This window comes from Catenulispora yoronensis, assembly GCF_039531695.1.
Classification (GTDB): Bacteria; Actinomycetota; Actinomycetes; order Streptomycetales; family Catenulisporaceae; genus Catenulispora; species Catenulispora yoronensis.
This window is the reverse complement of the sequence record NZ_BAAAQN010000004.1, coordinates 115,286-128,736: the sequence shown is the minus strand read 5'-3', so window position 1 is coordinate 128,736 and position 13,451 is coordinate 115,286. Positions and strand designations below refer to the sequence as shown.

At 72.2% G+C, this 13,451-nt stretch carries 8 protein-coding genes; 2 read left to right on the top strand and 6 right to left on the bottom strand.

Annotation, left to right across the window (positions count from 1 at the left end; genetic code table 11):
- The first annotated feature begins 264 nt into the window (after positions 1 to 264).
- Positions 265 to 1,197, top strand: a complete 933-nt coding sequence (locus tag ABD481_RS04640) for an extracellular catalytic domain type 1 short-chain-length polyhydroxyalkanoate depolymerase (RefSeq protein WP_344664245.1) — start codon at positions 265 to 267, stop codon at positions 1,195 to 1,197.
- Positions 1,198 to 1,209: 12 nt separating this feature from the next.
- Here ABD481_RS04640 and ABD481_RS04635 read toward each other — a convergent pair whose 3' ends face one another.
- The 3 genes from ABD481_RS04635 to ABD481_RS04625 all read right to left on the bottom strand — a co-directional run bounded on the left by ABD481_RS04635 (position 1,210) and on the right by ABD481_RS04625 (position 6,611).
- Positions 1,210 to 2,061, bottom strand: a complete 852-nt coding sequence (locus ABD481_RS04635; protein WP_344664244.1) for a class I SAM-dependent methyltransferase — start codon at positions 2,059 to 2,061, stop codon at positions 1,210 to 1,212.
- Positions 2,058 to 3,530, bottom strand: coding sequence for a DUF2079 domain-containing protein (locus ABD481_RS04630; protein WP_344664243.1), 1,473 nt, complete (start codon positions 3,528 to 3,530; stop codon positions 2,058 to 2,060). The genes ABD481_RS04635 and ABD481_RS04630 overlap by 4 nt, the downstream gene beginning before the upstream one ends.
- 276 nt (positions 3,531 to 3,806) lie before the next feature.
- Positions 3,807 to 6,611, bottom strand: coding sequence for an ATP-binding protein (locus tag ABD481_RS04625; RefSeq protein WP_344664242.1), 2,805 nt, complete (start codon positions 6,609 to 6,611; stop codon positions 3,807 to 3,809).
- A 362-nt stretch (positions 6,612 to 6,973) separates the two neighbouring features.
- Here ABD481_RS04625 and ABD481_RS04620 point away from each other — a divergent pair, with 362 nt between their 5' ends.
- On the top strand, positions 6,974 to 7,942 hold the full coding sequence (locus ABD481_RS04620) for a hypothetical protein (protein ID WP_344664241.1): 969 nt from the start codon (positions 6,974 to 6,976) through the stop codon (positions 7,940 to 7,942).
- A 3-nt stretch (positions 7,943 to 7,945) separates the two neighbouring features.
- Here ABD481_RS04620 and glgB read toward each other — a convergent pair whose 3' ends face one another.
- The 3 genes from glgB to ABD481_RS04605 are packed head-to-tail and all read right to left on the bottom strand — an operon-like array spanning position 7,946 to position 13,445.
- On the bottom strand, positions 7,946 to 9,943 hold the full coding sequence (glgB, locus tag ABD481_RS04615; protein WP_344664240.1) for a 1,4-alpha-glucan branching protein GlgB: 1,998 nt from the start codon (positions 9,941 to 9,943) through the stop codon (positions 7,946 to 7,948).
- Positions 9,940 to 11,328: a glycosyltransferase family 4 protein gene (locus ABD481_RS04610; protein WP_425559112.1), complete on the bottom strand. Its 1,389-nt coding sequence runs from the start codon at positions 11,326 to 11,328 to the stop codon at positions 9,940 to 9,942. The genes glgB and ABD481_RS04610 overlap by 4 nt, the downstream gene beginning before the upstream one ends.
- Positions 11,328 to 13,445 (bottom strand): amylo-alpha-1,6-glucosidase, encoded by a 2,118-nt coding sequence (locus ABD481_RS04605; RefSeq protein ID WP_344664239.1) that lies wholly within the window; start codon positions 13,443 to 13,445, stop codon positions 11,328 to 11,330. Before ABD481_RS04605 ends, ABD481_RS04610 begins: the two co-directional genes overlap by 1 nt.
- Positions 13,446 to 13,451: the final 6 nt, after the last annotated feature.

Sequence of the window (13,451 nt, the reverse complement as noted above, 5' to 3'; positions counted from 1 at the left end):
GCGGCCGGGTGTCGGCAGCGAAAGGCCGATCGGAATGGACCGGTCATCGGATCTACCGGCTCCGCGACCTCGTCGGGTCCGGCGGCTTCAGCAAGTCCGTCAGCATCCGTATCCACATCCGGATCCGCATTCGCATCGGGCGCAATCAGTCAGCAGGACGTCGACAGCCTCAACGGCATCCTCAGCTCGGTCGGCGGCGCCGCGAGCTCAGTGCGAGCGGCAGTGTCGGGCGACACCGCGTCGCCGAAGGGCTGAGGAACCGCAGTGCGCAAAAACCTCCCCAGCGGCAGCGCTGTCGCGCTCGTCCTCATCGTCCTGCTCGCCATCACCGGGTGCCGCTCCCGCACGACAGCGTCCCCGGCTCCGTCCTCAGCCCCGATCGGCAAGTCCCAGCAGTCGATCCAGGTCGGTGGCCTCACCCGGACCTTCCACATCTACCGCCCCCAAGACCTGCCGCCGCGCGCGCCACTGGTCGTCATGCTCCACGGCGGCTTCGGCACCGGGACTCAGGCCGAGCAGTACTACGGCTGGGACGCCAAGGCAGATCGCGAGCACTTCGCGGTGATCTATCCGGACGGGCAGAACCGTGCGTGGAACACCGGCGGAGGCTGCTGCGGCGATCCGGGCCGGCAGGGTACTGATGACGTCGCGTTCATCACCGCGGCGGTGCGGGCGACCGAGGCCGAGATCCCGATCGACGCGAGCCGGGTGTACGCCACCGGCATCTCGAACGGCGGGATCATGGCGTACCGGCTGGCCTGCGACACCGACCTGTTCGCGGCCATCGGGCCGGACTCGGCAACGCAGCTCGGGCCGTGCCCGGCGCCAAAACCGGTGTCTGTGCTTCACATCCATGGAACAGCCGACACGCGGATCCGCTACAACGGCGGCGAAGGCGAGGGCACCGCTCATATCAACGGACCGGCGGTGCCGACGGTGATCGCCGGGTGGCGCGCGACGGACGCGTGCGCGGCGCCGACCTCGGCTACCCAGGGTCCTGTGACGATGTCGACTGCGACGTGCCCGGACGGTCGATCGGTCGAGCTGATCACGATCAGCGGCGCTGGGCATCAGTGGCCTGGGAGTCCGCAACGTCCGGGGCTGGAGGCGGTGCTGGGGACGGACGCGCCGTCCACCGCATTGGACGCGACTGAGGTGTTCTGGCAGTTCTTCGCGGCGCATCCGAAGGTTGGATGAGGCGGCCGGGGCTCAGGCAGGTTTGCGGGCCAGGTCGTAGGCACAGCTCACGGCCTCGGTGAAGGCCGGCGCATCGGCAGCGGCAGTGCTACCGCCGCCATCCGCGTGGGGACGCAGGCTTGCGGCGAGGTCGGCATCGAAGGCGGCGGCCTGGTCGCCGAGGACCAAGGGCGGGAGGAACGACGTCGAGCGGACATGACCGAGGAGGTCTTCCAGGCTCCAGGTGTGTTCGACGGCGAAGGTGTGGCGCCCGAGGACTTCGAACCCTGATGCGGACAGCATCTCGGCGTCGGGCAGGTTCTGGCGATCCTGGGCCGCACTCGCAGGGTTCCTGCTTTCGGCGCCGAGGCGCTGCTGCCACCGGTGGAGGGTGTCGGCCAGCGATCGTTGCCAGGCTGCTTCGCCTACCCACGGGGAGGTGGACCAGCAGAGCGCGAGATGGCCGCCGGGAGCGAGCCAGTCGAGCAGTCGGCGGGCGACCTCGGCGCGTTCGAGGCGGTGGAAGGCGTTGCCGATGACAGCCAGTTCGAAGGAATCGGGCGCGGCGTCGAGGTTCTCGGCGTCGGACACCACAGGAATGACCGCTGCTCCCCCGGCTCCCCCGGCCTCCGCCTCCGTCTCGACCTTGGCACGAACCGCCTCGATCATGTCCGGTTCCCGATCCACGGCCCATACCTCGTCGAAATGCCCGCTCAACGGGAACGCGAGCTGGCCGGTCCCGCAGGCCAGGTCCAGCAGACGGCCGTGGCCGGAGAGGCGAGTACGAGCGACCAGATCGCTGAGCATGGCGGCCGGATAGGGCAGGCGGTAGCGGTCGTAGTAGTCGGCGGTGCCTTGGTAGAGGTCTGATGCGAATCTCGTCACGGGTGCACCAGCACCAGGACGTCGTCCTGGCTGAACGCCGGCTGGAAACCGGCTTGTCTGATTTCCTGAATCAACGCGGTGCCCTTCAGGGTCTGGAAGTCGCCGTCCTGCATGTCGACGACGACCCAGTCGACGCCGAACGTCTGAAGCGGCGGGAGGGCAAGGAGCGGGTAGACAGTGTCGGCGTCGACGAGGTGAGGCACCACGTGGCTGGAGGCGGCGACCCGGACGTTGCGCGGGACGGTGCGCACGGCCGCTTGCAGTGCCTTGACATGCCGCGACGGGCTCCAGAACGCCGGGCGGCCCAGGTGGCTCAGCGGGAACCCGGCGCAGGCGACGAAGCTGAACGTCAGCGCGAAGGCGGGGGCGTACCGGATCAGCTTCGAGCGTGTTCGATCCATGACTTGGGCCGCCGCGAGGACGTCGGCGGCCTCAACGGTTTCGATGGCCTCGACGGCCTCGATCATCGCGAGGAACGCTATCGGCATGAGCACTGCCGAGTAGTGGAAGCTGAGGCCCCAGTAGTTCGGCGTGTCGGCGGTGAAGCGCCACAGCAGCGTCGGCACCGCGAGCACGATGAGCCGGCTGCGGGCAGCCAGGAACGCCGTGGGGAGCAGGATCATCAGCACCGTGACCAGCTTGACCGGCGGCCACACCAGATCGCCGGGGATCTGCCACGGATGCGTCGCGAGGTCGCCGAGGCCGCTGCCCGACGTGGAGCTGTCCGTCAGGCGGGCGTGCGCGCCGGCGGCCGTGAAGTGCGGGATCACGATGAACAGCGACACCGCGGTAGCCATCGGGCCGAGGACGCAGAGGACCCTCCCGGCGCGAGGCGCGTCGCGGTAGAGCAGCAGGCCGAACACGAAGACTGTCAGCCCCATGTCCTCCTTGACGAGGAGCAGCGCTGCCGCCCACACCACCGCGGCGCGGGTGCGCTTTTCGAGCAGCGCCACGACGGCCATGGCGATGAGCGGCAGCTCGAAGGCGACCTCGTGGAAGTCGAACCCGATGAGCTGCTGAACACCCCACGACAGCGCATAAGCCCCGCCGATCGCCGCCCCGGACCTCACCCCGAGACGCCGGCACCCATACTGCGCGACGACGAACACCGAGCCTGCGACCAGGGCGGCTTGGAGCACCAGCAACGTCTCGACGTGCGGCGCGAGCCGGTAGAGCGGCGCCAACAGGCCGAGGATGGGACTGACGTGATCGCCGAAGAGATTCGGACCACTCGCGCTGAGGTCCGCACCCTTCGAGCGGTAAGGCGCGTCGGGAGCCGTCAGATGCGCCAGGTGCTTCGCGTACTGCCCGAATATGCCGAGATCGTAGCCACGCGTCTCGAACGCCTGATGCAACCGCACCGCGAGCAGCGAGTACACACCAAACGTCGCCAGCGCTATCAGAGCAGGTATTCGCCGATACCGACCATCCACAACACTCCCCGACCGTGGCAGCGACGACTCACCCACCCCCGACAACCTCTGCCCACCAAGGCGCGATAAAACCGATGCGCGAGTCACGCATCCCCCCGAGATCATAGGAATTATGGCGATTCCTGCCGCCATGCGACGCGGTGCCGCCCATGCTAACCAGGGTTATGCGACTATGAGCCCAAACGCTGAAAATGATCGATCAGAGTGAGAATTTGGGAGCTCTGACTCGGCGATCAAGCTCAGGCCCCCTCCTGCACGAGCAGCGCACCAAGCAGCGCACCGAGCAACTCAGCAGGCGACGCCTCGATCTACCTACCGATGCCGCGCCGCCAACTCGCTCCGCGACCGCACCCCCAGCTTGCGGTACACCGCAGCCAAGTGCGTCTCGACGGTGCGGATGCTGATGAACAGCCGTGCCGCGACCTCGCGGTTCGTGTGGCCGGCCGCCACCAGGTCGGCGACCTGTTGTTCGGTCGGTGTCAGGGTCTCGCCGCCGGTGCCGCGGCGGCCCTTGCCGAGTTCGGCGCGGGCCAGGTCGGCGAACGGGACCGCGCCGGCGGCCTCGAAGCATTCCAGTGCCGCGCGGAGGGCTTCTCCGGCTTGCGGTCGGTCCTTGCGTCGGCGCTGGATCTGTCCCAGTGCCAGCAGGCTGCGGCCCAGTTCGACCGGGAACTGCGAGTCCCGGTGTGCCTCCACCGCCGCTTCCAGGGACTGCGCCGCCGCGTCGAGGTCGCCCTCGGCGCCGAACGCGAAGCCGTCGATGCGGTGTCCGATCCCCAGCAGGGTCGGCCGGTGGTTCCGTGTGCCGAGCTCGATCAGGTCGGCGGAGATGTCGCGGGCTTCCTCCAGGCGGCCCAGGTTGACCAGGGCCTGGCCCAGGTTCCCCTCGAAGCGGCCCCGCCGGCCGGGCTCGCGGACCCCGGCCTGCCGGGCCTTGGCCAGCGCCGCGCCGAGCACCTCCACGACCGCCTCGTCGTCGCCGTCCAGCAGCGCGGCCAGGCCGATCAGGCTGGCGACCATCACGCCGCCGGCGGGCAGGCTGTCGATCCGCGGACGGGTCGTGCCGATGCTGTCGGCGAACAGTGTCAGCGTCGACTCGGCGGCGGTCATGCCGACCGGCTTGCCGGCCTCGGCGGAGATCAGGGGGATGCCGCGGTCGAGGGCGTCGCGCGCGGCGGCGGGGCGGCCGGCCCAGACCTCGGTGAGGGCCAGGTGCCCGTACAGCGAGACCAGCATCGGCTCGTCGCCGAGGTCCTGGTTGGCCGCGATGGCGGCGAGCAGGGCGACGCGGGAGCGGTCCAGGTCGTCGACGTCCTTGTACCAGGCGGCCATGACGTTGTCGGCCCGGTTGCTGGACACCACATAGGGCAGCTCGCGCTGAAGCTCGCCGATCCGGTTCATCTGCTCGAAGGCGATCCCGCGCCCGGCCTCCAGGTCCGCCAGCGCCGAGTACAGCAGCGCGGTGGCCAGGGCCGCGCCGTCGGCCTCCGCGCCGACCTGGTCGAACAGCTCCAGCGACCGCCGGGCCAGTTCGGCCCGCGGGGTGCCCAGGCCGTCGCCGACGTCCGCGGCGAGGGCCAGCACGACGGCGCGGGTGTGCGCGTCCAGCTCGGTGTTGGCGGCCAGCGGGGCCACGAACCCCTCGGCCTGGTGCCGGCCCTCGGCCCACCACATGGCCTCGACCAGCACCGGAAGCGCGCGCCGCCGGTCCTCGACCCCGGTCCGCCACACCGCCTCGGCGCAGGTGCGTGCCTGCTGGTAGTCGCCGGCGCGCAGGTGCAGCTCCCCGGCGACCCGCAGCCGGCGGCAGCGGTCCTCGCGGTCGGTGATCGGGGTGCAGTCGGCGGCCCGTTCGGCCAGTTCGGCGGCGGAGCGGACGGCGCCGCGAGCGGCGGCGGAGGCCGATCCGGCCTCCAGGTAGGCGGCGATGTCGGCGTCGGGTTCGCCCTGCCAGGCCCGCAGCACGTGCCGGGCCCGCAGTTCGGGGTCCTCGACGACCTCGGGCAGCCGCCGGTGCAGCGCGCCGCGGGCCAGCGGCGGCGCGGCGTCGGCGACGGCGGCGCCGAGCAGCGGATGCGCGACGCGCAGCCGCCCGGACAGCGCGGCGACGACGCCGGAGGCGACGGCCCGGTCGATCGCCGCGTCCGGCGCGGCCACCGACGGCGCCAGCACCCGCCGCGCGAGCGCGATGGTCGGCTGGTCCAGCATCGCCACGGTCAGCAGCACCTCGTGGACCTCGGGTTCGAGGCTGCCCAGGCGCCGCCGGACCAGCGCCGACAGCGAGGCCGGGATGGGCAGTTCGGACGCGGCGACGGCGCGGGCCCGCCCGACCCCGGGTTCGGCGGCCAGCGCGGCCCCGACCTCCAGGGCCCAGAACGGGTTGCCGCCGGTCTGCTCGGCGATGCGGTCGGCGGCGCCGAGCGGCAGCACCGCCTGGTAGCGGTCGCGGATCAGCCGCCGGATCGGCTCGGAGCCGAGCGGGCCGACGGTCAGGCGTTCCACGTTCTCCAGCGGGATGTCGTCGGCGGCTATGTATTTGCGGACGTAGGACTCGTCGTCGGCGACGCCGGCGGTGCGGTAGGCGGTGAGGATGCGCAGCGCGGAGGTGCCGAGGCGGCGCACGGCGAACCACAGCGCGTCGGTGGTCGGCTCGTCCAGCCACTGGAGGTCGTCGACGGCGACCAGGACCGGCCGCTCCTGGCACAGTCCGCGCAGGACCGCGAGGGTTCCGGCGCCGACTTCGAGGGGGCCGATCGAGGCGGTCGGCGCGGCCCGCAGCAGGGCGGCCTCGACGGCGGCGCGCTGGATCTGCGGCAGCGCGGCGAAGCGGCTGTCGGGCAGCTGCTCCATCAGGTCCATGAGGCCGGCGAAGGACAGGCCGCTCTCCTCCGGCGCACCGCGCGCGGTCAGCACCGTCCATCCGGCGGCGCGGGCGGCCTCGACCCCGGCGGTCCACAGCGTGGTCTTGCCGATTCCGGCCTCGCCGACCAGGACCAGGGCCCTGGCGCCGGCTTCCGGAGCGGCGAGGAGCCCGCGCACGGCGGCCAGCTCTGCGTCACGGCTGTAGACGGTGGCGTCCGCCGTCCGCGGTGACTCGGGGCGGGCAGCGGACTGCATATCGATACTCTACGCAGCCGGGGGGCTCGAATCTCCGTGTTTCCACGGATCCACCCGGAGCGCGTACCCACTATTCCGCCGCGCTCGCACGACCGTTCGGAACTGGGGCGGTCGCCGGCGCGCCCCCGGCGCCCCTTGTCATGGATCGGTACACGGACACTGACTGTGGGTTACTCATTGCCCTGTATCGCGATGCCGCCGTATCGCCAGGCCGCTGTTCCGCTGTTCCGCCGCGCCGCACAGCGCGTCCCCGCCCCGTCTTCATCCCAAGGTCTTGGTCCAGCCATCGACAAGTATCAGGATACTGAGGGAAGCCCGGCGGCAGGCCGCCGCCGGACCCTGTCGACCACGGGAGACCTGTCATGGACCTGACAAGAAGGACCCTGATCAAAACCGCCGTCATAGCGGGTGCGGCACCGGCGGCGTTGTGGACGGGGCAGGGTGCCGCGAGCGCCTCGGCCACGTACGAGGTGGCCGTTTGCGAGCAGTACCACAACCAGATCCAGATCCACTCCTCGTCCTCCGCGTGGGGGACGCCGTCGTGGACCTGGTCGCCCGGGCAGGGCGGATGGAGCAACCTGTCGGACGTCAAGTTCCGCAGCACCGCCGCGTTCGGGGAGGTGGCGCTGGTCGCGGCGTCCGGGGGCAATGTCGGGATCGTGGACAAGGCCGCGTCGGGGACGCAGGGTACGGGCAGCCTGCTGTGGTCGGCGGCGCCCGGGGACAATCCGCACGCCATCGAGCGCATTCCGAACATCGGCGCGATCGTGACAGCCTCGTCCGGCGGCTACCTGCACGTCTACGGCCCGACGGCCATCAGCGATCCGTCGACGCTGGCCCTGGTACAGACCATCAGCTTCGCCGGCGCGCACGGCCTGTGGTGGGACGACGTGAACTCGCGGTTGTGGGCCATCGGGCAGGACAAGGCCACGTCCTACGCGGTCAGTGGCACCTATCGCAGCACCCGCCTGGTGAGCGGAGTGAACGTGTCCATCGGCTCCGGCAACCTCGGGCACAGCCTCGATGCCTCCTACAGCAACAGCTCGATCCTGCTGGCCAGCCACTCCAGCGCGGTCGTCGCCATCAACAAGACCACGCACGCCGTCACAACCGTGCACGCCAACGGCGCGGTGAAGTCCTTCTCCCAGGACGCGTCCGGTGAGTCCTTCTGGGTGCAGGCCACCGGCTCCACGTACCACGGCGACACCCGGAACTGGGTGAACCCCACCGTGCAGTTCTTCGACGCCGGCGGCGCGAAGTCCTTCACCCGGGGTCTGTCCTACGGCGCCGAGTTCTACAAGGCGCGCCTGCACTCGACGAACTTCCACTGACCGTCAGCCGCACCTCCCGGCCAGCCACACCACGGCGAACGGCCCCAGCGTCACGGTTCCCGAGTCCGGGAGCCAGTCCCACCCGTGTCCGGCGTCGGCGGTGATCGCGCCCAGGTTCCCGATCCCGCCGCCGTCGTACTCGCGGGCGTCGGTGTTCAGCACCTCGTGCCAGGTCCCGGCCCAGGGCAGGCCGACCCGCCAGTCCCGGACCTCGCTGCCGGAGAAGTTGGCGACGCACACCACCGCGTCGCCGTCGCGGCCGTACCGGACGAACGACATCATGTTGGCGTCCGCGTGCGCCCCGCCCCAGTGCGTCGCGCCGGGATCGTCCTCGCGCGACCACAGCGCCGGGAGGTCGCGGTAGCGGCGGTTCATGTCGACCATCATCCGGGTGACGCCGTCGCCCTCGGCGGCGCCGGACCAGTCCAGGCCCCACTGCTCGCTCCACTCGCCGCGCTGCCCGAACTCCCCGCCCATGAACACCAGTTGCTTGCCGGGGAAGGCCCACTGGTACGCCAGCAGCCCGCGCAGCCCGGCCAGCTGCTGCTCCCGGGACCCGGGCAGCTTGCTCGCCAGCGAGCCCTTCCCGTGCACCACCTCGTCGTGCGACAGCGGCAGCAGGTCGTGCTCCAGGAAGGCGTAGGAGCTCGGCCGGCGCAGCTCGTCGAAGTGGAACCGGCGGAACACCGGTTCCTTGGTCAGGCAGCGCAGGGTGTTGTTCATCCACCCCAGGTTCCATTTCAGGTCGAAGCCGAGCCCGTTCTGCGGCACCGGGTGCGTGACACCCGGCCAGGCCGCCGACTCCTCGGCGGCCAGCACCACCGACGGGTGGCGGCGCTTGACCTCGGTGGTCAGGATCTTGATGAAGTCCACGGCCTCCAGGTTGGTGGTGCCGCCGAAGACGTTCGGCTCCCACATGCCCGGCTGTCGCGAGTAGTCCAGGAACAGCATCGAGGACACCGCGTCCACCCGCAGGCCGTCGGCGTGGAACTCCTCGATCCAGTACAGGGCGCTGCCGATCAGGAAGCTCCGGATGTGCGGATGTCCGAAGTCGAAGACCAGGCTGCCCCAGTCCGGGTGCTCGCCGCGCCGCGGGTCGGGGTGCTCGTACAGCGGCTGCCCGTCGAAGCGGGCCAGGGCCCACTCGTCACGCGGGAAGTGCGCCGGCACCCAGTCCAGGATCACCGCGACCCCGGCCCGGTGGAAGGCGTCGATCAGGCGGCGCAGCCCGTCCGGGTCGCCCAGGCGCGCGGTCGGGGCGAAGAAGCCGGTGGTCTGGTAGCCCCAGGAGCCGCCGAACGGGTGCTCCATCACCGGCAGGAACTCCACGTGCGTGAACCCGAGCCCGGCGACGTGCGCGACCAGCTGCTCGGCCAGGTCGTCGTAGGACAGTCCGGGCCGCCAGGACTGGAGGTGCACCTCGTAGACGGACATCGGCTGGTTCGGCGTGACCGGCCGGCCGTCGCGGTGCCGCGCCATCCACTCCCCGTCGGTCCAGCGGTGCCGGGACTCGAACACCATCGAGGCCGACGCCGGCGGCACCTCGGCGGCGAAGGCCACCGGATCGGCCATCAGGCGCCACACGCCGTCGCTGCCGAGGATCTTGTACTTGTAGCGGTCGCCGGGCCGGGCGTCCGGGGAGAACCCGGACCAGCTTCCGGCCTCGTCGCGGACCAGCTCGACGCCGCGCAGCGGGTTCCAGCCGTTGAAGTCGCCTTCGACGTTGACCCGCTGGGCGTGCGGCGCCCAGACGCCGAAGCGGACACCGTCGGGCTGCGCGTGCGCGCCGAAGCCGTGCCAGTAGCGCAGCTCGTCGGACGCCGGCGTGGACCCGGCATACGCCTCAGCGGCCGCGGGATCGCTCGCCAGGCCGACCACCAGGCCGCCCGCCACATCATCGGCCAGGCCGCCCGCCAGGCCACCGGCCGGACCACCCACCAGGTCGGCCACCGCGCCGACCCCGCCCCCGGACCCCTCGGCCCGGCCCCCGTTCCAGCTCACGGCAGCAACCCCGCCGACTCCAGCAGGTTCCCGTCCGGGATCTGGATCGGGCGGCGCTCGACCAGCGGCCGCGCCATCCCGGCCAGCTTGCGGGCCTGGCTCTCGCCGGTCACCGTCGCGTAGACCCCGGCGGTGGCCTCGGCCACGCCGCCCCAGCCGTAGCGGTCGCGCACCATCGCGTGCGCCGCCGTGGCCATGGTCCGCGCCGACTCCTGGTCGCTGATCAGGTTGCTGACCGACTCGGCGAGCGCCTCGGTGTCCCGGGCCCGGAACCGCAGGCCGGTGACGCCGGGTTCGACGATCTCGGCCAGGCCGCCGGTCTCGGACACCGCCAGCGGCGCGCCGACCGCCGCCGCCTCCAGCGCGACCAGTCCGAAGGGCTCGTAGATGCTCGGCACGACCATGGCGTCGGTGGAGGCCATGGTCGAGGACAGCCCGGGCGCGGCGACGAAGCCGGTGAAGCTGACCTCGCGGTGCAGGTCCAGGTGGCCGGCGGTGGCCTCCAGCTCGCCGCGCTGCGGTCCGTCGCCGGCGATCACCACGCGCAGTCCGGGGTGGCGCCGCCGCAGTTCGGGCACGGCGTGCAGCAGGTGCTGGACGCCCTTCTCGTAGACCAGCCGGCCGGCGAAACCGATCAGCGGGCCGGAGCCGGCGTAGCGGGAGCGGGCGGCGGCGACCTCGGCCGGGTTGGGCCGCCAGCGCGGCATGTCGACCCCGTTGGGGATGATCGCGGTCTTGGCCTCCGACACGCCGAGCAGCGCGTCGACCTCGCGCCCCATGTACTTGGAGCAGACCAGCACGCGTTCGGCCTCGGAGCCGAGCCAGCACTCCACGGAGTGGATGGCGCGGTTCAGGTCGCCGGGCAGCCAGCCCTGGTGCCGGCCGGCCTCGGTGGCGTGGACGGTGGCGACCAGCGGCACCCGCAGGTGGTCCTTCATGGTGACGGCGGCGTGCGCGACCAGCCAGTCGTGGGCGTGGACGAGGTCGTACTCGCCGGTGTCGGCGGCGCGCAGCGCGGCCCGGGTCAGGGTGTGGTTGAAGGCCATGGTCCAGGCCAGCAGGTGCGGGGTGTCGAAGGGGATGGCCGGCGGGTCCTCCGGGGCCCGCACGACGCGCACCCCCTCGACGATCTCGTCCAGCGGCGCGCCCGGCGCGTGCCGGGTGGCGACGGTGACCTGGTGCCCGGCCTTCGCCAGGTTCCGGGCCAGGGCGTGGACGTGGCGGCCGAGGCCCCCCACCACCACCGGCGGGTACTCCCAGGACAGCATCAGCACCCGCATGCCGCGGGCCAGGGACCGCGGCGGTGCCGGACGGCCGGTCCGGATCATCGCCATCTCGCGGTTGTCCCCGCTGGTCATCGTCAAGTCGCGCGCCGCTCCGGACATCAGCCTTGCTCCCCTGTGCGTGTTGTGCGTGGTGGTTCGTGGTGCGTGCTCAAAGCTTCGAAACCAGTGGATCCGATGGAAGTCGCAGTGATCGGGCCGGTGCCGGGGCCGGTGGCGGGCCCGGTGCCGAGGCCGCCGATCGGGCCGGTGGCCGGATCAGCGGTGGCCAGCGTCCAGCCGCGTAGCGCCTCGGCGACCGACCAGGCCTGGAACGGGCAGCCGGTCGTCGCGTGCGGCGCGGCGCCCTCGGCGGTCTCGGACACCGAGCCGAGCCCGGCCTCGCCGAGGTGGCCGGGCAGACCGCCGAACACGGCCTCGGCCGGGGCCGGCAGCCCGGCCGCGGCGAGCGCGTCGCGGTAGGGGCCGAGCAGCCACGGCCACACGGTCCCCTCGTGGTAGGCGGCGTCGCGCTGCTGCGAGGTGCCCCGGTGGTACGGCTGGTAGGCGGGGTCGCCGGGGGCCAGGGTGCGCAGCCCGAGCGGAGTCAGCAGGTCGCGCCCGACGACGGCGGCCGGCGCCTGCCCGCGCAGCGGCGCGTAGGGCAGGCTGTGCGCGAGCAGCTGGTTGGGGCGCAGCGAGGCGTCGTCGCCGGCCGGGCCGTCGACCACGTCGTACAAACCGCACTCCGGATGCGGGAACCGGCGGCGGAAGGAGGTGACGGCGGCGTCATAGCGCTGACGGACGGCGGTGGCGTCGCGCCCGGTCGCCTTCCACAAGTCGGCGATGGTTCCCAGGGCGTTGATCCACAGCGCGTTGACCTCCACGGCCTTGCCGCGCCGCTGGGTCACCGGGTCGCCGTCGATCCGGGCGTCCATCCAGGTCAGGGCGCAGCCGTCGGCGCCCTGGACGAGCAGCGAGTCGGCGGGGTCCACGCGGATGCCGTAGCGGGTGCCGTCCAGGTGCGCGCGCAGGATGCCCTCCAGACCGGGCGCGAGTTCCGCGGCCAGGTCGGCGTCGCCGGTGGCGGCGACGTGGCGGCCGACCGCGTGGACGAACCACAGCGTGCCGTCGGCGGTGTTGTACTCGACCGCGCCGGTGTCGGCGGTGTTGGCCAGCATGCCCTCGGACAGCGTCGCGGCGTAGGCGTGCAGCAGCCGGCGGCCCTCGTCGGCGCGGCCGGCCGTGAGGAACAGGCCGTCGTAGGAGAGCATCGTGTCCCGCGACCAGCTGCCGAACCAGGGGTAGCCGGCGATCACGTCGGGGGTGGCGCCCTCGCCGGTGCCGACCACGAAGGCGTCCGCGGCCACCAGCAGCCGGGCCGCGACCGGATCGGCGCCCTTGGCCTCGATCGCCCGGGCCCGTTCGCGCGCCGCCGCGATGATCGCCGACGCCGGCGGCGGCGCGTCCGCCAGGGCGGCGGCGGTGTCGGCGCTGCCAGCCCCGGCGGCCCAGGCGTTGATCTCCAAGGTCTGACCCGGCCGGGTCAGCTCACCGGTGAAGGACCCGGCGAACCACAGGTCCTCGCGGGCACCGAGGCCGCGCGCCGCTTCCTCGCGCAGATACACATCGCGATACCACTCGCCCGCCGCGTGCCACCCGGGTCCGGCGATCCGATAGGCGTCCTCGACGATCACCCCGTCGGCCGTCGCCCGGACGGCCGGGTCGCCGCCGCCGGCGAACCGCTCGCCGTGTTGGTCGCGCCAGGTGCACAACGCCTCGACCCGCAGGGTCACCGGGCCGCCGGCGATGAGCCGATAGAGGTAGCCGTACGCCGGACGGCCGTGCACGGCGGCCAATTCGGCTTCCAGCACCACGTCGCCGGCCCGCCAGCGCCACCGCGGCAGGCCCTGCTCCAGGTGGAAGCCCTCCAGCAGGGTGTGCCCGGCCGGGGCGACGGCCCCGGAGGCCCACTCGTGGGTCCCCAGCCGGATCTCGGCCCCGGATCCGGTGACCAGCACCGGATCCAGGGCCGCCAGACCGACGCGGCGGGCGCTCCCGCCGGATCCGGCCGCCACTAACAGAGCGTGATACCTGCGGGTCCGGAGCCCGCAAGCGGTGCCCATGGCATAACCGCCGACACCGTCGGGGACGAGCCACTCACGTGCGGAGCCCTCGGAGGGGTCGCCGCACAGCCGGGTACCGAAGCTGTAAGGATCGGGAATGGCCACGAGCGCCATGCTCGC

What these genes read in the sequence shown, in the direction of transcription:
- ABD481_RS04620 (WP_344664241.1), top strand. Translation starts at nt 6,974, where the DNA reads ATGGACCTGACAAGAAGGACCCTGATCAAAACCGCCGTCATAGCGGGT.
- ABD481_RS04625 (WP_344664242.1), bottom strand. Translation starts at nt 6,611, where the DNA reads ATGCAGTCCGCTGCCCGCCCCGAGTCACCGCGGACGGCGGACGCCACC.
- ABD481_RS04605 (WP_344664239.1), bottom strand. Translation starts at nt 13,445, where the DNA reads ATGGCGCTCGTGGCCATTCCCGATCCTTACAGCTTCGGTACCCGGCTG.
- ABD481_RS04610 (WP_425559112.1), bottom strand. Translation starts at nt 11,328, where the DNA reads ATGTCCGGAGCGGCGCGCGACTTGACGATGACCAGCGGGGACAACCGC.